This is a genomic window from Pseudomonas sp. AN-B15, from assembly GCF_019056475.1.
Classification (GTDB): Bacteria; Pseudomonadota; Gammaproteobacteria; order Pseudomonadales; family Pseudomonadaceae; genus Aquipseudomonas; species Aquipseudomonas parakoreensis.
In genome coordinates this window covers 3,338,258-3,361,044 of record NZ_CP049737.1, presented here as the reverse complement: position 1 = coordinate 3,361,044, position 22,787 = coordinate 3,338,258, and the positions used below count along the sequence as shown (strand labels likewise).

The following is a 22,787-nucleotide window of genomic DNA, read 5'->3' as shown; positions in this document are numbered from 1 at the left end:
GGGTGTTATGGCGGAGCAGTGAAGGGCGCCTCACGGTCAAGAACATTCACATCATTCCCCACCCGCTGCAAGGTTTCCGGTACCGCCAGCCACAACAGCACGAATGCCACCCCGGCTATCACCGCCAGGGTCAGAAATGCCGCGTTGTAACCGGCTTCCTGCAGTACAACCCCCGCAACGCTGGCACTTAATGCTGCGCCCAGACCAAACACCGTCGACAGGGCGCCAAGGCTGACATTGAAGTGGCCGGTGCCCAAGGTCAGATCTTTCACTACCACCGGAAACAGTGCGCCGAAGACTCCCGCGCCGACGCCGTCGAGCATCTGTACGGCAACCAGCCAGTAAGGGTCTGCGGAAAAGGTGTAGAGCACACCGCGCAACGGCAGTATCAGGAAGCCCGCGAGCAGCAGCGGCTTGCGTCCCCACACATCGGCTTTGACCCCAACCAGCAGGGCGACCGGCACCATGACCAGTTGCGCGGCGACGATACAGGCCGAAGTCAGGGGCGTCGCCATTTGCAAATTGACCTGCGCCAGCTTCTGGCTCACCAGTGGCAGCATCGCCGCGTTGGCCAAGTGGAAGAGGGCACAACAGATGGCGAACATCAGCAGCGCTTTGTTGGTCAGCAATACCGTCAATCCCGATGGCGTCTTGTCGTGCGCGGCGTCGCTTGGGTCGAGCCCGCGGGCGAGATCATGGTTGATGGCGTTGCTGTCGACGAAGCTCACGGCGATCACGCTGCACAGCGCCATGACCGCCATCAGATAGAACACCGCCACCGGCCCGAACAAGTAAGCAAACCCACCGGCCAGCAGCGCCGCGCAGGCGTTGCCGGCATGGTTGAAGGTCTCGTTGCGTCCGGTGCGCCGGGTGAACGCACGCGGACCGGTGATGCCCAGGGAGATCGCCGAGATGGCCGGTGCGAATACCGATGCCGCTGCGGCGCTCAGCGCCTGAGTGATCGCCACCAGACTGAAGGACGTCACGAAGGGCAATACCACGCAACTGCCCGTCACCAGCAACGCAGCAATCGCGATGACCGCTCGTTTACTGCGCGTATTGTCGACCAGCGCACCGGCGGGTGTCTGGGTGACAAGGGCGGCGACGCCAGCGAGGGTCATCACCAGCCCGATACTGGCCGGTTCCCAGTGATGCACGGCCAACAGGTAAATGGCCAGATACGGCCCGAGTCCGTCGCGCACATCGGCGAGGAAGAAATTCAGGCTGTCCAGCGAGAGGTTGTTGCGACGATCAGAGTGAGTGTCCACGCTGGCACCTTCGATATCGAGGTTGCGTGGAATGGCGCAACCTCCGTCAATTCAGTAACTGGTCGTCTGCGGATTTAGCTGCACGGCGCTTATGTGGCCGCTCGACTCCGTTTCGAGTGGCCACGCTGCGAACGGCTCAGTTAATGCGCGGATGCTGCTGCACCAACTCCTTGCGTTTAGCTTCCAGTTCGGCGATTTCGGCGTCGATGTCTTCGATTTTCTGCTCGATGTGGTCGTGGTGTTCCTTGAGCAGTTCCTTGGCTTCCTCAAGGTCCGACGCCGCCGGTGCAGCACCCCGTAGCGGTTTGTTGGCTGTCTCTTTCATGGTCACGCCGGTGATCAGGCCGACCACGGCAATCACCATCAGGTAGTAGGCCGGCATGTACAGGTTGTTGGTACTCTCCACCAGCCAGGCTACGGCCGTCGGGGTCAGACCAGCAATCAGCACCGAGACGTTGAATGCAGCGGCCAGCGCGCTGTAGCGGATGTGCGTGGGGAACATCGCCGGCAGGGTCGAGGCCATGACGCCGATGAAGAAATTCAGCAACACCGCGAGGATCAGCAAGCCGGAAAAGATCAGGCCGATCTTGCCGCTGTTGATCAGCATGAACGCCGGAATCGCCAGCAGAAACAGACCGATACTGCCGACCACAATGAAGGGCTTGCGGCCAATCTTGTCGCTGATAAAACCGATCGCCGGCTGCACGAACAGCATGCCGACCATGATCGCGATGATGATCAGCACGCCACGGTTTTCGCTGTAGTGCAGGTTGTGCGACAAATAGCTCGGCATGTAGGTCAGCAGCATGTAATAAGTGACGTTAGTCACCGCCACCACGCCAATGCAGGTCATCAGGCTGCGCCAGTGCTTGGTGGCGACTTCCTTGAACGAGACTTTCGGTCCGCCCGCCAGACCTTCACGGTCGCCTTCTTCGAGTTTTTCGACGTGCTGCTGAAATGCCGGAGTTTCTTCCAGTGCATGCCGCAGATAGAGGCCGATCATGCCCAGCGGCAGGGCGAGGAAGAACGGCAGGCGCCAGCCCCATTCGAGGAATTTCTCTTCGCCGATGATCGTCGAGATCAGCACCACCACGCCGGCACCGAGGACAAAACCGGCAATCGAGCCGAAGTCCAGCCAGCTGCCGAGGAAGCCGCGTTTGCGGTCGGGCGCGTATTCGGCGACGAAGATCGAGGCGCCGGTGTACTCACCGCCGACCGAAAAGCCCTGGGCCATTTTCGCCAGCAACAGCAGGATTGGTGCCCAGATGCCGATTGATTCATAGGACGGTATCAAGCCAATGGCGAAGGTGCTCAGCGACATGATCACGATGGTCGCGGCCAACACTTTCTGCCGCCCGTATTTGTCACCCAGTGCACCGAAGAACAGCCCGCCCAGCGGGCGAATCAGGAAGGGCACCGAGAAGGTCGCCAGCGCTGCAATCATCTGTACACCAGGATCAGCCCCGGGGAAGAAGATCTTGCCGAGTGCATAGGCGACAAATCCGTAGACCCCGAAGTCGAACCATTCCATGGCATTGCCCAGCGCGGCGGCGGTGATCGCTTTGCGCATCTTGGCGTCGTCGACAATGGTGATGTCTTTCAATCCGATGGGATTGACCTTGTTTTTCCTTGATTTCATGCGGGTCACTCATAGCTGAACGGATTCGATGCCATTGTTTTGGTGGCATGGGTTCTTTCCGTCAGATACAAGAAGACACGAAATAATTCACTGCTCGTGGCATTTTTGTCGTCCGCAGCCGCACAGGCGCCGCACAGCCCACTCGGCGATGATTACGCAAAAGCACAAGACGTCAGGCTGAAAACCCGGATAATGGCCGCCAATTCGTTTTTGCTCTCTGGTAAACCCGCATGGAAATCAAGGTCAACTTTCTCGACAACCTTCGACTTGAAGCCAAGTTCGACGACTTCACGGTGATCGCCGATCAGCCTATTCGCTACAAAGGCGATGGCTCGGCACCCGGGCCGTTCGACTACTTCCTGGCGTCGTCGGCCTTGTGCGCGGCTTACTTTGTGAAGCTGTATTGCGAGACGCGTAACATCCCGACCGACAATATTCGCCTGTCGCAGAACAACATCGTCGACCCGGAAAACCGCTACAACCAGATCTTCAAGATTCAGGTCGAATTACCGGCGGACATCTCTGAAAAGGATCGCCTGGGCATTCTGCGTTCGATTGATCGCTGCACGGTGAAGAAGGTCGTGCAGACCGGTCCCGAGTTTGTGATCGAGGAAGTCGAAAACCTCGACGCCGATGCGCAGGCGCTGCTGATGCCGCATTCGACGTCGGACGCGGGCACTTACATCGTTGGTAAAGACCTGCCGCTTGAGCAGACCATCGCCAATATGTCGGGAATCCTCGCGGATCTGGGGATGAAGATCGAGATCGCCTCGTGGCGCAATATCGTGCCCAACGTCTGGTCGCTGCACATCCGTGACGCGCACTCGCCGATGTGCTTCACCAACGGCAAGGGCGCGACCAAAGAGGGCGCACTGGCCTCGGCACTGGGCGAGTTCATCGAGCGCCTGAACTGCAACTTCTTCTACAACGATCAATTCTGGGGCGAAGACATCGCCACCGCCGAGTTCGTGCATTACCCGAACGAGCGTTGGTTCAAACCCGGCCCGAAAGACGAGTTGCCGCCAGAGATTCTCGATGACTACTGCCTGGACATTTACAACCGCGACGGCGAACTCAAAGGCTCGCACCTGTACGACACCAACTCCGGCAACACCCAGCGTGGCATCTGCTCGCTGCCGTTCGTGCGCCAGTCGGATGGTGAGGTGGTGTACTTCCCGTCGAATCTGATCGAAAACCTGTTCCTGAGTAACGGCATGAGCGCCGGCAACACTCTGGCTGAAGCCCAGGTGCAATGCCTGTCGGAGATCTTCGAGCGCGCGGTCAAACGCGAAATCCTCGAAGGCGAAATGGCCCTGCCGGACGTGCCGCAGGAAGTACTGGAAAAGTACCCGAGCATTCTCGCCGGGATCAAAGGCCTGGAAGAGCAGGGCTTCCCGGTGCTGGTGAAGGATGCGTCGCTGGGCGGTGAATTCCCGGTGATGTGCGTGACCCTGATGAACCCGCGCACCGGTGGCGTGTTCGCCTCGTTCGGCGCGCACCCGAGCCTGGAAGTGGCGCTGGAGCGCAGCCTGACCGAGCTGTTGCAAGGCCGCAGTTTCGAAGGCTTGAACGACTTGCCGCAACCGACGTTCTCCGGCCAGGCAGTGACCGAACCGAACAACTTCGTCGAGCACTTCATCGACTCCAGCGGTGTGGTGTCGTGGCGCTTCTTCAGTGCCAAGTCTGACTTCGAATTCGTCGAGTGGGACTTTTCCGGTCACGGCGAAAACTCCAACGTCGAAGAAGCCGCAACGCTGTTCGGCATTCTCGAAAACCTGGGCAAAGAAGCCTACATGGCGGTCTACGACGATCTTGGCGCCAACGCTTGCCGGATCCTGGTGCCTGACTACTCGGAAATCTACCCGGTCGACGATCTGATCTGGGACAACACCAACAAAGCCCTGCAATTTCGTGCCGACATCCTCAACCTGCACAGCTTGAGCAAGGTCGGCCTGCGCAACCTCGCCCAGGGCCTGGAGAACAGCGAGCTGGATGATTACACCGACATCACCACGCTGATCGGCATCGAGTTCGACGACAACACGCCGTGGGGCAAGTTGACCATTCTGGAGCTACGCCTGCTGATCTGCCTTGCCCTGCAGAAATTCGAGCAGGCCAAGGATCTGGTCGAAGCCTTCCTGCAGTACAACGACAATACCGTCGAGCGCGGCTTGTTCTATCAGGCGGTGAATGTGTGTCTGGAAATGGAACTCGATGAAGACCTGGAACTGGCCGATTACGAAGCCAACTTCCGTCGCATGTTCGGCGACGAGCGCATGGACGCGGCGATTGGCTCGGTCAACGGCAGTGTGCGTTTCTACGGTCTGACACCGACCAGCATGAAGCTTGAGGGGCTGGATCGGCATCTGCGTCTGATCGACAGTTACAAGAAGCTGCACACCGCGCGGGCGAATGCGGCGGCGTTGAAGCGCTGATAGCCGACGGTCATTTTGCAGGCGTGAATCTATGGTGGGGAAGGCAATCTCCTCGCCAAGGATTCATGTGCGCTCGAGCGCCGAAAATTGACTGCTCAACCACGTATACAGCTGAGACACCGCAGGCGATATCTGCTTGCGGTGCGGGCAAACCATGCTCAGGGGCGAGGCGCTCCCCGGGTGATCCGGGAGTAACACGACCAGCCGACCGGCCAGTACATCCGCACTGACATCCAGCCATGATTTGCAGGCAATCCCTTCACCTTCCACAGCCCAGCGCCGGACAACATCGGCGTCGTCGCTGAACAGCGGTCCCGAGACCTGAATGGTTTGCGCGCCCAGACTCCACTTATCGAAAACCCGGCCATTCTGCAGATAGAGCAGGCACGGGTGCGCGCTCAATTGTTCCGGTGTCGTCGGTTGTCCGTGGCGCTCGATGTACTGCGGTGAGGCGACCAGTACACGGCGGTTACCGGGAGCCAGAGGCAGCGCGACATAGTTGGCGTCAGCGTTCGAACCGTAGCGAATGGCGACATCCACCGGGTCGCGAAACAGGTCGGCGACCTGATCGGACAAGACCAGACGCAGGGTCAGTTCCGGATGCTGACGTCGGAATGCCGAGAGCCAGGGCAATAGCACATTGCGCCCCAGGTCGGATGGTGCGGCGACCTGCAGCACACCGCGAAGTGGCGTGTTTTCGCCGCGCAGATTTTCCTTTCCCTGTTTAAGCGCTTCCAGCACCGAGTGGGCGGTGGGCAGGTATTGCTCGCCTTCGGCCGTCAGACGCAGGCTGCGCGTCGTGCGGGCGAACAGGCGCACGTCCAGTTCGCGCTCCAGGCGCTTGATGGCGGCGGCGACCTGACCAGGCAACAGATCAGCCTCCAGTGCGGCGGCGGTAAAACTGCCCAGTGCGGCACTGCGCGTGAACAGACCCAGATCATCAATGCGGACCATCTTCACTCCATAGGTGAAAGTGTCAGCGGATTCTGCCGGTTTTTCTTTGTGCTCGTGAGCCTTTGTTTGCAGGCCTGTAGATCATTCCTCCAGCACTGCACCCAATTGATTGAGCGCTTCAAGGGTTCATTTTCATTTTTAAAGTGAAAGTGTTGATGCGTTTTGCAGGTTTTTCTTTGCCAGGGGTCAGTTGAAGATGGCTGCAAGTGAGTGCCACAGCCCCTCTGACAGCGAGTTTTCATGAAAGCCATCACCTTTATCCAACACGCTTTACCTATTGAACATCCACAGTCATTGATCGACACCGAGATTCCCGTGCCGAGCCCGGGCCCGCGAGACTTGCTGGTCGAAGTGCTTGCGGTGTCGGTCAACCCGGTCGACACCAAGGTGCGCGCCGGTACGTTCACCAAGGAGCCGAAAATCCTCGGCTGGGATGCCGCCGGCGTGGTGCGTTCGGTCGGTTCCGAAGTGACCCTGTTCCAGCCCGGTGATGAAGTGTTCTACGCCGGCTCGATTGCCCGCACCGGCAGTTACAGCGAGTACCACCTGGTGGATGAACGCATCGTCGGGCACAAGCCCCGTTCGTTGACTGCCGCTGACGCGGCGGCGCTGCCGCTGACGTCGATTACGGCCTGGGAGTTGCTGTTCGACCGGCTCGCGGTCGCCGAAGGCACGGGGGAGGGCAAGTGCCTGCTGATCACCGGGGCCGGTGGCGGCGTGGGTTCGATGCTGGTGCAACTGGCTCGGCAATTGACCCGACTGACCGTCATCGGCACCGCATCACGGCAGGAAACCGCGGATTGGGTTCGCCAGTTGGGCGCGCACCATGTCATCGATCACAGCGCGCCACTGCTCGGTCAATTGCAGGCGGTGGGCATCGACGAAGTCGGCTACGTCGCCAGCCTGACCCACACTGAGCAGCACTTCGCGCAGTTGATTGAAGTCCTGCGGCCGCAGGGGCGTCTGGGCGTGATCGACGACCCGGAGACCCTCGATGTGATGCCCCTCAAGCGCAAGTCGCTGTCGTTGCACTGGGAGCTGATGTTCACCCGCTCGTTGTACGAAACCCAAGACATGATCAACCAGCATGAGTTGCTCAACCGCGTCTCCGACCTGATCGATTCGGGCGTGTTGCGCACCACTGTGGGTGAGCACTTCGGTGCGATCAATGCGGCGAATCTGCGCCGTGCCCATGCGCTGGTTGAGAGCGGCAAGGCCCGGGGCAAGATCGTTCTCGAAGGATTTTGAGCTGCACCCCACCCGAACATTCAGCCCGACCCTGTAACGGGCCGGTCAGGAGCACTTTATGCGTTTGAAAAAACTTCCCGCGGTGTTGGCGCTGACATCGGCGTGCGCCTTGGCCATGCCGTTCGCCCATGCCATCGATGCGGCTGCGGTGCCGGCCAATGCCCCGGCCGATAGGGCTTTTGGCAAACTGGAACAGGTGCATGCGTTCTACGATGCGATGCCCACCGGGGTGACAGTCAGCGAAACCGGGCGGATCTTCGTCAACTTTCCGCGCTGGGGCGACGACGTCCCGTTCACTGTCGGCGAGCTTCGCGACGGCAAGGTCGTGGCTTACCCCGATGCCGCGTTCAATCGGGAGAATCCCCGCGATCCAAGCGATGGCCTGATTAGCGTGCAAAGCGTGGTCGCCGACGGTCAGGGCCGTGTCTGGCTGCTCGACACCGCAGCGCCAGGCTTCTCCGACCCCAAACCACGCGGCGCGAAGCTGGTGGCGGTGGATCTGGCGAGCAACCGCGTGGTCAAGCGTCTGGTGTTCCCGGACAACGTGATGCTGCCCAGTACCTACGTCAACGACATGCGTTTTGACTTTCGTACTGGCGCGCAGGGAACTGTTTACCTGACCGATTCGTCTTTGCGCGGCCCCGGCGCCATCATCGTCATGGATATCGCCAGCGGCCGTGCCATGCGCCGCTTGAGTGGCGCACCGTCGACATCGGTTGATTCGGCGTTCGTGCCGGTGGTGGAAGGTTTGCCGGTCACGGTTGAAGCAGCGGATGGCAAGCGCAAACCGCTGGCAGTGGCCTCGGACGGCATCGCGCTGTCGGCGGACGGCAAGACGCTGTACTTCACGCCGCTGTCCAGTCGGCACTTGTATTCGGTTGCCACGGCGCTGTTGCGCGATGCCAGTGTCAGCGAAGCGCAACTGGCCGCCGCCGTGCAGGATCTGGGCGAGAAGGGTGCGTCCGACGGTATGGAGGCCGACGCCGCCGGTGCGTTGTATGCCGGCGACTACGAGCACAACTCGATCCGCAAACGCCTGCCCGATGGTCACTGGCAGACGCTGGTACATGACCCCCGACTGCTCTGGCCCGACACCCTGTCCATTGGCCCGGACGGTTATCTGTATTTCACCGCCAACCAACTCCATCGTCAGGCGGCGTTTCGTGGTGGCCAGGATCAGCGGCAAAAACCTTACAGCCTCATGCGCCTGAAAATCGATGCGGCGCCGGCGCCTACCCGTTGAAAACTGTTTTCACTGTGGGAGAAATGACGATGAATGCGTCCACTGACGTGTTGGTGTCGATTGCCGTGCTTGAAGCCCCTTTCGCGATGCCGTATTTCCAGCGCTTTGCCGTCACGACGGATGAGCTGCTTGAAGAGCCGTTGCGATTGATCTTCCTCGAACAAATTTCGTCCTGACACGCTGTGACGCTCAGCCATCCATCCAATCTTTCGGGGTGTTTTGCAATGACAGGGTTAAATCATTCAATGCCGGTGGCACAAGACACCGACGAGGTCGAAACCAGCGAGTGGCTGGAAGCCCTGGTCGGGGTCGCGCGGGTCGGTGGCAAGTCGCGTGTCAGGTACTTGCTGCAACGTCTGGCCGAGCAGGCTGACCGGCTGGGCGTGCAGGGTGCCAATCGTGCCTGTTCGCTTTACCAGAACACCCTCGCGCGTGAGCACCAGGGTGACTATCCTGGCGATCTGGTGATGGAGGAGCGCATCACCTCGATCATCCGCTGGAACGCTCTGGCGATGGTGGCGAAGGCCAACAAGGCTTACGGTGAGTTGGGTGGGCACATCGCGAGTTTTGCCTCGGCTGCCGAGATATTCGAAGTCGGTTTCAATCACTTCTTCCGTGCGGACAGCGAGGCAGGGCGCGGCGACCTGGTGTACTTCCAGGCACATTCGGCTCCGGGTGTTTACGCGCGGGCATTTCTCGAAGGCCGCTTGCAGGAAACGCAATTGCAGCGCTACCGGCAAGAGGTGGACGGCGGCGGTTTGTGTTCGTATCCGCACCCTTGGTTGATGCCTGATTTCTGGCAGTTTCCGACCGGCTCGATGGGCATCGGCCCGATCAATGCGATTTACCAGGCGCGGTTCCTGCGTTATCTGCAACATCGTGAGATCGCGCCGACGCACGGGCGGCATGTCTGGGGTGTGTTCGGTGATGGCGAGATGGATGAGCCGGAATCGATTGCCGCGCTGTCGCTGGCCGCCCGGGAAAATCTCGATAACCTGACCTTCGTGATCAACTGCAATCTGCAGCGCCTCGATGGACCGGTGCGCGGTAACGGGCAGATCGTCCAGGAACTCGCCGCATTGTTCAGCGGCGCCGGCTGGAACGTGATCAAAGTGCTCTGGGGTTCCGATTGGGATCCGTTGTTTGCCCGGGACGAGGGGCATGCGTTGTTACGCCATTTCGCCGCGATGGTCGATGGCGAGTATCAGAACCTGGGGGCCAATGACGGTGAATACAACCTCAGTCATTTCTTTAACCAGGACCCACAGCTGCGGGCTCTGGTGGTAAACATGAGCGCACAGCAGATTGATGCGCTGCGCCGCGGCGGCCACGACTTTCGCAAACTGCACGCAGCGTTTGCAGCGGCGAAACAGCACAAAGGCAGGCCGACGGTCATTCTGGCGAAAACCAAGAAAGGCTTTGGCATGGGCCGGATCGGCGAGTCGCGCAACACCTCGCACCAGCAGAAGAAACTTGATGTCGAGGCGCTCAAGGCGTTTCGTGATCGCTTTGGTTTGCCCCTGGATGATCAGGCTGTCGAAGAGCTGCGTTTCTATCGCCCGAGCGCCGACAGCCCGGAGCTGCAGTACCTGCATCAACGGCGCCAGGCTTTGGGAGGGTATTTGCCCAAACGCAACAACCAGGCGCCAGTCATCAGTGTTCCGCCACTCGACAGCTACGCCCGTTTCGCGTTGACGCCGGATGACCGGGAAAACTCCACGACCATGGCGGTGGTGCGCCTGTTCTCCCAACTGATCAAAGTTCCAGAGCTGGGGCCACGCATCGTTCCGATCGTCGCCGATGAAGCCCGCACCTTTGGCATGGCAAACCTGTTTCGGCAGATCGGCATCTATTCGTCCGTAGGGCAGTTGTACGAGCCGGAAGACGCTGGCGCCTTGCTCTACTACAAGGAATCCACCGACGGTCAATTGCTCGAAGAGGGCATCACCGAGGCCGGCGCGATTTCCTCCTGGATCGCCGCGGCCACTTCATACAGCGTCAGTGGCGAGCCAATGCTGCCGTTCTACATTTACTACTCGATGTTCGGCTTTCAGCGGGTGGGCGATCTGATCTGGGCGGCGGCCGATCAGCGTGCGCGGGGCTTCTTGATCGGGGCGACGTCCGGGCGCACGACGCTCGCTGGAGAAGGGCTGCAGCATCAGGACGGCTCTAGCCCATTGATCGCCGCAACCGTGCCTAATTGCCGCGTCTACGACCCGGCCTTCGCCAGTGAGGCAGCGGTGATCATCGACCATGGCAGCCGGCGCATGCTGGAGCAGCAACAGGATGAGTTTTATTACCTGACCGTGACCAATGAAAATTACGTGCAAGCGCCGCTGGAGCCCGAGCAGTACGACGACGTGATTCGCGGCATGCGCTTGTACGCTCGGTACGGTGCTGGCTCGGCGGCGGTGCGCCTGCTCGGGGCGGGGGCAATACTGCAGGAAGTGATTGCCGCCGCGCGGATGCTGGAGGACGACTGGCAGATCAGCAGCGAAGTCTGGAGTGTCACCAGTTTTGCCGAACTGGCCCGTGATGCTCGCGAGGTGCAGCGCCAGCAGATTTTTGCCACACGGTGCGAGGCACAAAGTCACCTGCAACGTTGTCTTCCCGGCAGCGCACCGATTGTGGCGGCGAGCGACTACGTTCGGGCCTATGCGCAACTGGTCGCGCCGTACCTGCAGGCGCCTTATGTGGCCCTGGGCACCGATGGCTTCGGCCGAAGCGATACGCGCTCGGCGTTGCGCCGGTTCTTCGAGGTCGATCGCCTGCACATTGTGTTGGCAGCACTGGCTTCGCTTGATCCGCAAACACACGCCCGGGCGCTGGAGCGATACGGCGTTGACGCGCGCGATGCGGCGCCGTGGAATCGCTGATGGCGGGGCTATTGGCGAGTGAGGTCGCCGCTGTTTCCTGGAGCCATCGTGTGAAACGCACCGTCTGCCCCTTTGGCACAGAATTGTTTCGGCACAGGCGTTTCTACGGTGCTAGTGCCGACAACGGAAAGCGCGTTCAACTCGACGATGCAGCCTGCGCTGAAGGTGCTGAGTTTGACGATCTTCAGTTGCATCTCATAGTCCTGCCCCGGCTGCGGAATGAACGACACCGGTTTGGGCGAACAGGCGATCGAACCCACCATGCCAAAAACCGCCAGGAACGGTTTATTGGCTTCTACCACGTACTCGTCGAACTGTTTGGTGGTGCTGTTGATTTGCCGGGTGGTCTGGCTGGCCGGCATGCCGACCACACTATTGCGATGGTCCGAATCCCTGAATGGATAGACCCCTGAACTGTCGTTATGCGCCATCTTCCAGCCGGACTCCTCAGGCGAACCTCCCTTGAATGTTTCATTCATGAACTTCTCACAGCTTTGACCGTTGAAGTATGCGCCGTGGGCGTTATCGCCGGTGATCAGTCGCACCCGGGCACTGTTGGCCGGATCGTACTTGGCCGCTTCGGTCTCGTTGCGGATGTCGATTTTACTGGTGGCGCAGCCGATGAGAGCCAAGCTGAGGGCGAGTGGGAGAAGCTGACGCATGGATGACCTTTCTGTTCTGGAAGAGATTGGGCGCTGCACCCGCATTCTCGGGAAGAGACCGGGTACATGAGGAGCGCCCGGTTTATAGCGGCCTGATGGCGTAAAGGTTTAGAAGAAAGGGCGCTGAAGCGGTGCTTACGGAGTTGACCGGCTGGCTCAGCGTGCCTGGAAAATTGTCCAGCATGCTGCGATCAGCGTTTGCACTGCGCCTGCACCACCTGACAGGTGTTCGGCGTCCCTCCGGAGCGGCTCGCATAGCGCATGCAGTTATTCATCGACTTCTTGCGCGCCATGCTCAAGGTGTCGCCCCAGGCCAGACCACCTTCGCCGGAAGTGGGCACGGCTTTGGCGTAGCAGTTCGAGCCGTTGGTGGCGTAGTGTTTGCTCGAACAGCCGGCCGTCAGCGCCATGGCTGTGCCAAGCAGGGTCAGTAGCACCCAGGACGAGCATTGGCGTGCAGTGATTGTGGTCATCCGGGTTCCTCGTGGGGCAAGCGCCTCAATGGCCTCGCTGACAGGCGTTGGGCATTATCCTGCAATCGACATAAGGAAGCGTCCCCAATGCGTGCACCCACACTACACCTGATGTGCGGCAAGATCGCCTCGGGTAAAAAGTGGATGACGCCATCTGCCGTGCTCGGTTGCATGCACGCAACACACTGGCGAGCATGAGTTGGCGGCGTCGGAGCGGAGTTTGATTTGATCACTCGATACTTTAAGGCGCCAGACCTGGGCGAGGCGCTGGAGATCGTCATGCACCGAAATCGCTAGCAGGCTAGCTCCCACTTTGGATCTCTGGCAGCTGCCAACCCTGAGCTCACCGCAAAAAAAACTGTGGAAGCTGGCTTGCCAGCGATACGGCCGTGTCAGTCGCCATCACTTTGGCATGCTCGCCCCAATCGCCAGCGGACTAATTCCCAAAATGGTCTCCACCGCCTGATCCACGGAAAGACTCGTGGTGTCGAGCCGAAGGATCGGCTGCGTCCAGGCTTCAAATTCATGATTCGCCACGGAGGACCAGCTCGGTGGAGTCAGCCCCGTTATGTCTGATTGCCGCTGCTCCACCCGGCGCCGATGCTCATGTGGATCTGAGCAAATTACTTCAATGTTGAGCAACGGCGCTCCCGAGCGAGCCGCGATTTCGGCCCACGCTTGCCGGCTTTCAGCGACCGGATTCACACAATCAACCACGACACTGTGGCCAGGACGCAGGTTGTTCGCGGCCAACTCGTTGGCTACCCGGTAACCACTGGTACCCACATCATCAGCCAGAACCCCTGCGTTGCGGATGGCTTGTTCGATCGTGTCGATACGCAGGTAGGTCGCATCCAGCCGGGGCGCGAGTGATCTGGCAATCGTGGTCTTTCCGGTTCCCGGCAGGCCGCTGAAGACAATTAGCATTGGCAGTCCTTGTTCGCAGTGGCCCATGTCGCGTTCAGAAGTGGATGAAGACCTGACTTAGAACGCCCACATCCGAACCAGGGCAAATTGCAGATCCACAGTGACGCATGTCCGGCCATCCACCCATTCATCTTCGCGAAGGCGACGTCCTGTATTGGTTTCGCGTTCGCCTTTGGCGATGACCAGGACGAACAGGCGGGTGGGGCATTCGAAAGAGCGCAATCGATCAACATCGGCCCGCACCGACCAATCGCCTTCCAGGCACTTGGCTTGCGAGACATCGCCCAGACATTTGATTTCGGCGACCATCCTGGTTGCGCCGTTATCATCCAATGAGTACAGATCGGCTTTGCGCCGATCGCCTATCGACAGGTCCGTCCAGATCTCGACCTCATCCTCGAACCAGGCACGAAGGCTGATTTCGGCTTGAATCCAATGCTCGCGACAACTGTTGAGTTGCAGCACTTGCTCAAGGTTCTTCTCCATGCCGCGAAAAGCCCGTTCGAACAACTCGAGCCATTGAGTGGTGTCCATTTCACATTTCCTGTTTCAGTCCATTTGGGAGAGGGATTATGGGCGGAATCTCCGTCAACCGAAAACCCCAGTCTCATCACCGGTAGACATCATTCCTGTGGCCAACACAAACAACTGTGGGAGCTGGCTTGCCAGCGATGGGGCCGTGTCAGTCACCATTATTCATGGCTGACCCACCGCCTTCGCTGGCAAGCCAGCTCCCACAGGGTTTTCCGTTGCTCCCGAAATTCATGCAAAAAACCGAACCCTACGGACAAAAAACGCAGCCCATGGCCCGATCGCGCAGCCATTTTCTTGCGCAGTCGTTCTGTCATATTCGGTATCAGTTGATTGCAGATAGTAGCCAGCCCAACACTAATTCCAATGAGGCTGCACTGTGTTTCAACGTCTTGTGTGTTCGCTGTCCGTTCTGAGCCTGTCCATCGCTGCTGCCCACGCTGCCGAGACCGTCGTGCTCGACACGCCGCGCCTGCAAAGCATCGACAACTTCCGTGATGTCGCCGGGCTGACCACCGCGTATTCCACGGCCCACGATGGCACGATGCGCGGAGGCGTGTTCTACCGCTCCAACGCGATCACGCCGTCGGCAGCGGATCTGGCGACCCTCAACAGCCTCGGCATCAAAGCCGTCTACGACCTGCGCACGCCGAGCGAAATCGCTGGTACGCCGGACACAATGCTGAGTGGCGCGACCTACCAGAACATCGACATCATCGGCAGCACCACCTCGGGCGCGAACATCACCACCGTGTCGTTCAAAAGCGCCGCCGATGCCATCGCCATGATGGAACAGACCAACCGCGCTTTCGTCAGCGACGCGGGGATGCGCGGGCAGTTCGGCAAGTTGTTCAACGAACTGGCCAGCACCGACGGCGCGCAACTGTTCCATTGCACCGCCGGCAAGGACCGTACCGGCTGGACCGCCGCCGTGCTGCAGAGCATCGCCGGCGTCGACAACGCGACCATCATGGCCAACTACCTGGCAACCAACGACTACACCGCCGCCCGCGTTGCCGCGACCCTCAAAGCGTTGCCGCCGAGCATGGCCTCGATCTATGCGCCGCTGCTTGGCGTACAGGCCAGCTACCTGCAGGCCGGTCTTGATGAAGTCACCGCCGAATACGGCAGCATGGACAACTACCTCAAACAAGGCCTCGGCCTGTCGCAGGAAACCATTTATGTGCTGCGCGGCAAACTGGTCGAGTACAACAGCCTGCCGGGGCAGGCCGGATTGGTCGGCAACGCCGCTGCCGGTGCCGAATTACTGCGTCAATTGCAGAACACCAACCTGTCTGGTACCTACAGCGCCTACAACTATTACCTGCAATCGGCCATCGACGCCGGCACCCTCGGCGGTGTCGAAGCTCAGATCGGCGGCCAGGTTCACGCCGACGCCGCCAGCTACCTGCTGCGGCAGAACGCGCTGATCGAACAAGCCGCCGCCCCCTACGCCAGCGGCTCCGACCTGAACGTCGGCCAATACCGGTTGTGGACCACCGCGCTCGCCGGTTACCTCGGCACCGACGGCTCGTCCCGCGCCGAGAGCAGCAACGAACATAGCCAAGGCCTGATGGTCGGCATCACCCAGCGCTTCTCCGAACAACTCAGCGCTCGCGGCGGTTTCGGCTACAGCAAAGGCACCGTCGGCGGTGCGGGCGGCGAGGCCGATACCGACTTCACCTTCTTCAACCTCGGTGCGCGCTACGGCTTCACCAGCCTGGAACGCGGGCTGTTCGTCGATGCCAATGCCAGCGCCGGCTACGTCGATTACGCCAGCAAACGCGAACTCGGCGGGGGCCTCGGCACCGCCAAGGGCGACACCCACGGCAACCTCACCGGCGCGACCTTGGCGCTGGGTTACCGCGCTCCGGTCAACGGCATGATTCTCGAACCCAGCCTCGGTGTGCGCATCAGCCACCTCGACCTCAAAGGCTTCCAAGAGAAGGGCAGCGAACTGTCCCTCGACGTCGACGACAACACCGCCACCCGCCGCAGCGCCGTCGCCAACCTCAACGTGGCGTTCGCCCCGGTGGCGATGGGCGCCTGGCAACTGGTGCCGGGTGTACAAGTCGGCTACGAGCGCACGCTGGGCAACAACGACGTCAACAGCCAGGGCCACCTGCTGGGCCTCGACATCGAACAACGCGCTGCCTTCGACAACCGCGACCAGTTCAGCGGCGGCGTCAACCTGATGGCCAGCCTTGGCGCTGTCAGCGTCGGCGCAGAAGTCGGTGCCAGTGGCGGTGGTGACAGCCACGGTTTCAGCGGCAGCCTCAAGGCCAGTTACGCGTTCTAAGTGATTGGAGGACAACCAGGTCAAGGATGACCACTAATCGCAAAGCACCAGCCAAAACTGGTGGAGGCAGAAGATTGGCAACCCTTATTCACCGCTTGACTCTGTGGGAGCGAGCTTGCTCGCGAAGGCGTCATGTCAGCCAACATCACCGTCAACTGACCCACCGGCACCTTGCCTATAAACCGATCAACCCCGCCGCCTCAGCTGCGCCGGACTCACCCCATACGCCTGCTGAAAATACTGACAAAACCGCCCGACATTGCTGAAGCCAAAGCGCAACGCCACCTCCGTCACCGACGCCGAATGCCGCAGCGCCTCGAAAGCCCGCTCCAGTCGCACCTGCCGCTGATACGCCACAATCGACATCCCGACAAACCGTCGAAACCCTTCCTGCAAAGCTCGCTGACTGACATTGCTCAACCGCGCCAGCTCTACGCCACTGACCAATTGCTCCGGATGCGCCTGAATAAACGCCATCGCCAACTTCACATGCCGCGGCGCCACCCTCGGCGCAGGCTGGCGCAACGCCTCGGTAAAATTGTGCGGCCACGCCTCCAGCACCGCATCAATCAACATCTCACGCAACCGCGACGGCATCAGCGTGCCGCTGTTGAGCAACAGATCAAACTCCGTGCCCGTCGCCAGATCAATCAACGCCTTGATCCCGCCATACGCCGCCGTGTGCAGATCCACCACCGGCTCAAACACAATCTTCTGCACAACCGGTCGCCCCAACAACGCCGCCAACCGCTCCGTGAGCTGCGCCCGACTCACCGAAATCCCGTGCTGCGCATGATCGTCGAGAAACCGCATCGATCGGATGTCCGCCTTATCAATCGCCAACCCCACCTGCGCCACACCGACGGACTCGGTGCGGTGGTTGAACACAATCTTGCCCGCCGTGGTAATCACGAAAGTGATCTCGTCCTGCGGGTCGGGGAAGGTGACGGTGAAATCACCGTGGTAATGCATACGCCGGAAACTCACGCCGTCGTGCCTGCCGTAGACACCGCCGATGATGATGCTGGAAGGGATCGGCGGGGAGTCGGCGTAGCGATTGCCGAAGAACCGGGAGAAGAGGGCGCCGAAGTCTTCGGCGTGGAGGTTTTCGGAGCGGAGGATGATTGTTTGGCGGGGTGGGACGACGGAGTACACCTTGGGTCGGTCCTTGGGTTTGGAGGCTACATTTAGTTTTGGGGAGGTTAGCAGGTTGGGATGACAGGCATATGATCGTTGCGTTTAACGATTAAAGTGTAAATCGTGAGCTTAGTTGAATTGCAACCAACGTCAGAAACGACTACAAATATGGTTCTTGAGGCAGATTGCTATCACAAGGAGGGTGTTATGGGGAGCTCTGGATCTGGGCGTTTTTCGGACTATCCTGGTACGAAGGCCAAGGAAGTCGTTGGTGAAGGCACGGGGGTTGAGGGAGGCACAAGCGGCATTGATAAATGCACCCAAGCATTTCATGTGCTTTTGGAAGACGTTGGTAATAGTCAGCTTTACTCGCGATCTGGAAGCGTCCCATCTCCAAAGACTCAATTGGGGATTCTCTTCGACGGACAGCGCGTTTTTGCCGTCGACCTGAACGGTGTAAAGGTGGGGGCCCTTCCTACCGCGTACAACTATCTTGTTGCATGCATGGACAGCGGCGTTAATTATTTGGGGATAGTTAGTTTCTCTGCGGCTTTGCCCGTGCCGACTGTCGAAGCTGATTTCGTACCGCAATGATGGTAGGAATTACTGAAAGCGTATTGGTGGTTGGTGAGCTTGTTATTGATTACACCCTTGGCCGAAATGGCGTTATGTGCAAGCTTCGCTTGGGGGGGGTGGCACATGCGGCGAGAGGACTATGGGCTGCAGGGGTCGAATACGCTGTTGCCGTATTCTGTCCGCAATATCTAGTGGAAGAAGCTCAACAATATTTAAGGGAGATCGGTTGTCGCGAATTCATTTGGATCGGAGACGTAATGGGTGCTCCCAATGTCATCGTTATTGATGATGTAAAGGAAATCGGGCACCAAGGATACGAAGATCTTATGCGTGAAAGAAAGGTCCTGAAGCTTCGTGAACCGCTCCCTTCATTAAACGCCTACCTGAAGGTTGTCGTGTTTTCGGGCAGGTTCGACCTTCAGTTTCTTGCTCTAGCGCTTTCTGAAGATGCGCGCGTTTCATTTGATGTTGCTTATGATCTTGATGATCTTTCATTACTTGCATCTTTTAGAGATCGCCTTCAAGCAGTCATTATTTCGACGTCATCATCTTTGTTTATGAGGTTAGGGCATGAAGATGTAGGTGGTCTACTTGCAGAAGTTAGAGCCCTATCCCCCGAGGTTTTATTACTAAAAGAGAATCGTGGTGGGAGTCGACTCTTTGACATGCGCGATGAGAGCGTTCAACAGATTCCGGCTTCGCTGGGCCGTACGATGAACTCTGTCGGCGTTGGTGATGTTTACTCTAGCGTTATGGTGGCCTATTCACAAAAAGGGTGGAGAGAGGCTGCATGGCGTGGATCGCAAGCTGCGACCGTATATGCGCAATCTACATTTCCAGATGACATTAAACGTGATCTACAGCGTAACCTTCGGCTCAGCTTGAAAACTGTGCAAGCATTGGGAGGTACATCTCTTTCATGGCATGAACGTCAGAGTTACGCGATTTACCTAGCAGGCCCGGACTTTTCTTACGTTGCAAAACCAGAGCTTGACCAGGCGGTGGAAAGTCTCAGTTACCACAACTTTAGGGTTCGCCGACCGATACTAGAAAATGGTGAGTTGGAGAGGCCTGCTACAGAGGGTGCTCTTCGTCTGACCTATCATTTGGATTACCAGTTACTTAAGGACTGCGACGTGGTGTTTGCTGTTCCGCTTGATCGTGACCCTGGGACACTCGTAGAAATTGGGATGGCTATAGCGATGGGAAAAAAGGTAGTCACATATGATCCTCGGTGCGAAAACGAAAACACAATGGTGATGGTCGGTTGCTCCGTCTACTCCGCAGACCTTGATACGTGTCTGAACGGTACTTTCCGCGTAATTGCTGACTTAGGGCGCGAAAATCCATGAAAAGGGTACTGCTAATGGCTTCTGGCGGATTGGATTCAACCACCGTCGGATATCAGCTCGTCGCCGAAGGCGTTGAAGTGGTTCCAATTTTTTTTGACTACGGGCAACATTGCGCCGCTTTAGAGTGGGAGCGCGTGAATGAGGTTTTCCCATCTGTAATGGAACCGCCGGAGCGCTATAACATTTCCGAGGTTTTCCGAGGGTCTCAATCCCGATTGATTCGTGAGGCGAACCTCTGGACAGAGGAGGTGAAGGATGATGACCTTTACATACCATACCGGACGATGCTTTTTTTCGCAGCTGCGGCTGCGCGAGCCCAAACCACGGGCATTCTCGATGTCTACACTGGTTTTATAAACAGTAATCATGCTAAAGAAATCGATTGCACCGCCGCATTTATGAATAGTCTTGATGGGCTAACCTCCACAATAGGTCCTGTACGATTTCACTCGCCATTCCGGTACTCCTCCAAAAGTGATGTGGCTACTGCTGCTGCTTCCCTTGGTGTACCAATTGGACGTACTTATTCCTGTCAGGCGTCATCCCACTTTCCGTGCGGTGCTTGTCCAAATTGTGTTGAGCGCTTGAACGCGTTAAAAGAGGCTAATTTAGTATGAATAATCCACTCGTCGAGGTTCTCCTCGTAGCGCGTCTCATCGCCAACCGAGCGAGAGATGAGGGCGCGCTCTTCGACGAGAAAAATCCGCGTGCCACGTGCGATCATCTTGGAGCTGTGCTTGCCGACTCTATTCTTCAGGCCGGTCTAAATTATATGACAGTTGTACGGCCTCGCGTTCTTGAAATACTTAAGGTATATCCGAGCCGAGATACCATTTCCTCATTGATTTCTTTGATCAAAACAGGCGAGGTCGGAGCTTTTTTACAATGGCGACATTTCGAGAAAATCAGCCGTTTTGAATCCCTTGTGTTTTTTTTGAAAGAGAAAGGTATCGAAGATGTGCAGGATTTACGCTTAGCATTGTCCTCCTCTAAGTTTTGTGAAGACATTCAGACGGTAAATGGCGTCGGTCCCAAAACTGTTGACTATATGGCATGTCTCGTTGGTATCGACTCAATCGCGGTTGATCGGCATGTCCGCGCTTTTGCTCGAGCGGTCGGAGTTGATAATGACGATTATCATTTTCTTCGTAAGTCATTTTGCTGCGCAGCCGATCTACTGTCTCTTCCCCGACGCGAGTTCGACGCTTGGCTTTGGCGTCGAGCCGCTGCACCGTTTCAGGAACAGTTGTTATTAGCAGTTTGAAAATATTTTATTCAAATTATTGAATAGGCTAATTGTAGTTAAGTCTCTTCGAGCTCTACGTGCGTTTGGTAACCGCTAATCGATTTCCTCTGCTGCGCAGGTCTAGCTAGGGCCTTATAAGGCCCATTTACTATGCAGCAGCAATTAATTCGTCGCCAATTCCAGCAGCATCACCTCCTGCGCAATGCGCAGTAGCGTCTAGCAAGTCGGTCCCTCTATCAGCGCAGCTATATCCCCCAACGTCACCCTCGCCGAACTCAGCGATTCACGGGAGAGAGGGGAGCGTATTTGTTTTGCAGGAAATAATCTGTCCACTTTTATTGAAATAGCTAAAGTGTGTGCGTCAGACTTACACTTCTAATCTAAGCAGTCTTGATTGGGGTGGTCGGTTAAATTCTGCCGATCAGTGCTTAGGAATTAGCTCGATCCTAAACGAGTCGAAAGAGGACAGATTGATAAAGGGTAAGTATGTCTCCTTTTTGTTTTTCTGATCTATGATCCTAAGAGCTAAGCCGACACCGCTTCAGGATCGTTATCGTCTTCGGGTTCAAACGCTGCTATATTTGTTGCGGTTTGCGGTGAAACTTCATCAAAGCTTTCTAGGATCTCTATTAGCTCATGCTTGGCTAAATCGGCAGTAATTAGGATTGAGTCATTTAATTCTGCGTCTACGTTGTGAACAATGATGTCGCGAGCAAGCTGTATTTTTATAAGTTCTTTCGCTAGCTCGGAAGATATAACGTCTTCCTCAACTAACTTGTCGATGATGAGGCGGGTTGATGTTTTATTTTTTATTAGTTTTCTAGCTTGCTCATGATTCAGTGCATTCATTCCCGTCTCGATAAGCAGTTGCTGTATAGAGATCCAAATAGAGATGAGTTCTGCATGGGTGCTGTTAACTGTTGTGGCAATGTTCTCCGCAACCTCTTCTTTTTGTTCTGGAGACATATAGATACTGTCAAGTTTACTTAAGGCTTCGCCTAGTTTTTCTTTAACCTCTCCAGAAATTCTTAAAATATTGTCATAGTCGTCATGGCCAATGAAATTGTTGTGTGCTACAAGACATCTCAGCTCATATAACTTTGCCCAGCGAGTTTGTAAGTATTCGCTTTTGCAGCTGACTATAGGTTGAAAGTATCGTTCCCAGTTTGATGTTGGAACAAGCTCTTTTAGTTCGTCAATATTTATTTCGCTGGCGGACAGGGCTGAACGAACTTTTTCCATTAGTTTTGAGGAGTTGGCAGTTGAATAGGGCTTAAATAAAAAATCTGAAAGTTGAATGAAGTCGGTTTCAAATAGGTAGTTGTTGCCAGCTGCATTTTTCTTTGTTTTAATCGACTCAGAAACTTCTCTAGGCACCGCTTCTTTTGTCCAGCCTAACCCGATTTTCGTAAGCATGAATTTTGTTATGAGCTTTCGCATCATGTTTTCAATTTCATGAATTACTGGGTATGCATCAGATGACAAACTGCTACTCACGTCGTCCCAAAGCACTTCCACTGGCCTTTCAGCTGCTTTAGCCAAAATTGTTCTAATAGATTTGAGCAACGACAGGAATACGATTACCTCGCTTTTGTTTTGGCAGCCCAAGCGGACGTGGAAAAATACATGGCTGTTATTTTGAATTTCACCTTGTTGGACGTCATATTCAAATCTGAACCCTTCGAAAATTAGTCCTTTGGGTTTTATTTCGATACTGCCATATGATTGTATTAAGTTATTAAATGCGGAAATTGAATTGCAAAAACCTTCCTTGGAGTTGATTATCGCAAGGTATTCGACTTTGAGGTTTTCCATGACCATTTCTTTGCTAAGGTGATGGATGTGATAGTAGCGTTTTGAAATCTTCATGTCATCGACATGCTTCGATATAAATGCAAAGGCCCCCTTAGCGAGGTCGTCG

19 protein-coding genes are annotated in these 22,787 nt (G+C 57.1%); 10 read left to right on the top strand and 9 right to left on the bottom strand.

Features of this window, described 5'->3' with window-relative positions:
• Positions 1 to 5 precede the first annotated feature (5 nt).
• Both GTQ41_RS15010 and proP read right to left on the bottom strand, forming a co-directional pair.
• On the bottom strand, positions 6 to 1,268 hold the full coding sequence (locus GTQ41_RS15010) for an MFS transporter (protein WP_217325299.1): 1,263 nt from the start codon (positions 1,266 to 1,268) through the stop codon (positions 6 to 8).
• A gap of 136 nt (positions 1,269 to 1,404) precedes the next feature.
• Complete coding sequence (gene proP / locus GTQ41_RS15005) at positions 1,405 to 2,907, bottom strand: glycine betaine/L-proline transporter ProP (protein ID WP_041071723.1); 1,503 nt, start codon at positions 2,905 to 2,907, stop codon at positions 1,405 to 1,407.
• 230 nt (positions 2,908 to 3,137) lie between these two features.
• Between proP and GTQ41_RS15000 the strand changes: the two genes are divergently transcribed.
• On the top strand, positions 3,138 to 5,342 hold the full coding sequence (locus tag GTQ41_RS15000; protein ID WP_217325298.1) for an OsmC domain/YcaO domain-containing protein: 2,205 nt from the start codon (positions 3,138 to 3,140) through the stop codon (positions 5,340 to 5,342).
• Between the two features lie 63 nt (positions 5,343 to 5,405).
• Here the strand turns inward: GTQ41_RS15000 and GTQ41_RS14995 are convergent, their stop codons facing one another.
• Complete coding sequence (locus tag GTQ41_RS14995; protein ID WP_047291373.1) at positions 5,406 to 6,296, bottom strand: LysR family transcriptional regulator; 891 nt, start codon at positions 6,294 to 6,296, stop codon at positions 5,406 to 5,408.
• 240 nt (positions 6,297 to 6,536) lie between these two features.
• Between GTQ41_RS14995 and GTQ41_RS14990 the strand changes: the two genes are divergently transcribed.
• The 4 genes from GTQ41_RS14990 to mdeB all read left to right on the top strand — a co-directional run bounded on the left by GTQ41_RS14990 (position 6,537) and on the right by mdeB (position 11,663).
• Complete coding sequence (locus GTQ41_RS14990; protein WP_047291375.1) at positions 6,537 to 7,544, top strand: zinc-binding alcohol dehydrogenase family protein; 1,008 nt, start codon at positions 6,537 to 6,539, stop codon at positions 7,542 to 7,544.
• A gap of 58 nt (positions 7,545 to 7,602) precedes the next feature.
• Positions 7,603 to 8,787: an L-dopachrome tautomerase-related protein gene (locus GTQ41_RS14985; protein WP_047291378.1), complete on the top strand. Its 1,185-nt coding sequence runs from the start codon at positions 7,603 to 7,605 to the stop codon at positions 8,785 to 8,787.
• Positions 8,788 to 8,816: 29 nt separating this feature from the next.
• Positions 8,817 to 8,963, top strand: a complete 147-nt coding sequence (locus tag GTQ41_RS14980; protein ID WP_196302414.1) for a hypothetical protein — start codon at positions 8,817 to 8,819, stop codon at positions 8,961 to 8,963.
• A 69-nt stretch (positions 8,964 to 9,032) separates the two neighbouring features.
• Entirely contained in the window at positions 9,033 to 11,663 is a 2,631-nt protein-coding gene (gene mdeB / locus GTQ41_RS14975) for an alpha-ketoglutarate dehydrogenase (RefSeq protein ID WP_230679358.1), read from the top strand.
• Positions 11,664 to 11,671: 8 nt separating this feature from the next.
• Here the strand turns inward: mdeB and GTQ41_RS14970 are convergent, their stop codons facing one another.
• From GTQ41_RS14970 to GTQ41_RS14955, 4 genes are all read right to left on the bottom strand, one after another.
• On the bottom strand, positions 11,672 to 12,325 hold the full coding sequence (locus GTQ41_RS14970; protein WP_047291382.1) for a hypothetical protein: 654 nt from the start codon (positions 12,323 to 12,325) through the stop codon (positions 11,672 to 11,674).
• 191 nt (positions 12,326 to 12,516) lie between these two features.
• Positions 12,517 to 12,798 (bottom strand): hypothetical protein, encoded by a 282-nt coding sequence (locus GTQ41_RS14965; RefSeq protein WP_047291384.1) that lies wholly within the window; start codon positions 12,796 to 12,798, stop codon positions 12,517 to 12,519.
• 402 nt (positions 12,799 to 13,200) lie between these two features.
• The gene (locus tag GTQ41_RS14960) at positions 13,201 to 13,725 is read right to left on the bottom strand and encodes an AAA family ATPase (RefSeq protein WP_047291387.1); all 525 of its coding nucleotides are present in this window, start codon (positions 13,723 to 13,725) and stop codon (positions 13,201 to 13,203) included.
• 57 nt (positions 13,726 to 13,782) lie between these two features.
• A complete protein-coding gene (locus tag GTQ41_RS14955; RefSeq protein ID WP_047291389.1) occupies positions 13,783 to 14,259 on the bottom strand; it encodes a hypothetical protein in 477 nt (158 codons plus the stop codon).
• A 376-nt stretch (positions 14,260 to 14,635) separates the two neighbouring features.
• On the opposite strand from GTQ41_RS14955, the gene GTQ41_RS14950 reads away from it, so the two are divergent.
• Entirely contained in the window at positions 14,636 to 16,555 is a 1,920-nt protein-coding gene (locus tag GTQ41_RS14950; RefSeq protein ID WP_047291391.1) for a tyrosine-protein phosphatase, read from the top strand.
• Between the two features lie 186 nt (positions 16,556 to 16,741).
• On the opposite strand, the gene GTQ41_RS14945 is transcribed toward GTQ41_RS14950, so the two are convergent.
• Positions 16,742 to 17,710: an AraC family transcriptional regulator gene (locus GTQ41_RS14945; protein ID WP_047291393.1), complete on the bottom strand. Its 969-nt coding sequence runs from the start codon at positions 17,708 to 17,710 to the stop codon at positions 16,742 to 16,744.
• A 105-nt stretch (positions 17,711 to 17,815) separates the two neighbouring features.
• Between GTQ41_RS14945 and GTQ41_RS14940 the strand changes: the two genes are divergently transcribed.
• From GTQ41_RS14940 to GTQ41_RS14925, 4 genes are read left to right on the top strand one after another with little or no spacing between them, the layout of a single operon-like run.
• A complete protein-coding gene (locus GTQ41_RS14940; RefSeq protein WP_217325297.1) occupies positions 17,816 to 18,286 on the top strand; it encodes a hypothetical protein in 471 nt (156 codons plus the stop codon).
• A complete protein-coding gene (locus GTQ41_RS14935) occupies positions 18,283 to 19,620 on the top strand; it encodes a nucleoside 2-deoxyribosyltransferase (protein ID WP_217325296.1) in 1,338 nt (445 codons plus the stop codon). Before GTQ41_RS14940 ends, GTQ41_RS14935 begins: the two co-directional genes overlap by 4 nt.
• Positions 19,617 to 20,237, top strand: a complete 621-nt coding sequence (locus GTQ41_RS14930; RefSeq protein ID WP_080963239.1) for a 7-cyano-7-deazaguanine synthase — start codon at positions 19,617 to 19,619, stop codon at positions 20,235 to 20,237. Before GTQ41_RS14935 ends, GTQ41_RS14930 begins: the two co-directional genes overlap by 4 nt.
• Positions 20,234 to 20,884 carry a hypothetical protein gene (locus tag GTQ41_RS14925; RefSeq protein ID WP_047291395.1) on the top strand — a complete coding sequence of 217 codons (651 nt, stop codon included), beginning with the start codon at positions 20,234 to 20,236 and terminating at the stop codon, positions 20,882 to 20,884. The genes GTQ41_RS14930 and GTQ41_RS14925 overlap by 4 nt, the downstream gene beginning before the upstream one ends.
• 507 nt (positions 20,885 to 21,391) lie before the next feature.
• On the opposite strand, the gene GTQ41_RS14920 is transcribed toward GTQ41_RS14925, so the two are convergent.
• Positions 21,392 to 22,681 carry a HepT-like ribonuclease domain-containing protein gene (locus GTQ41_RS14920; protein ID WP_047291398.1) on the bottom strand — a complete coding sequence of 430 codons (1,290 nt, stop codon included), beginning with the start codon at positions 22,679 to 22,681 and terminating at the stop codon, positions 21,392 to 21,394.
• Positions 22,682 to 22,787 lie beyond the last annotated feature (106 nt).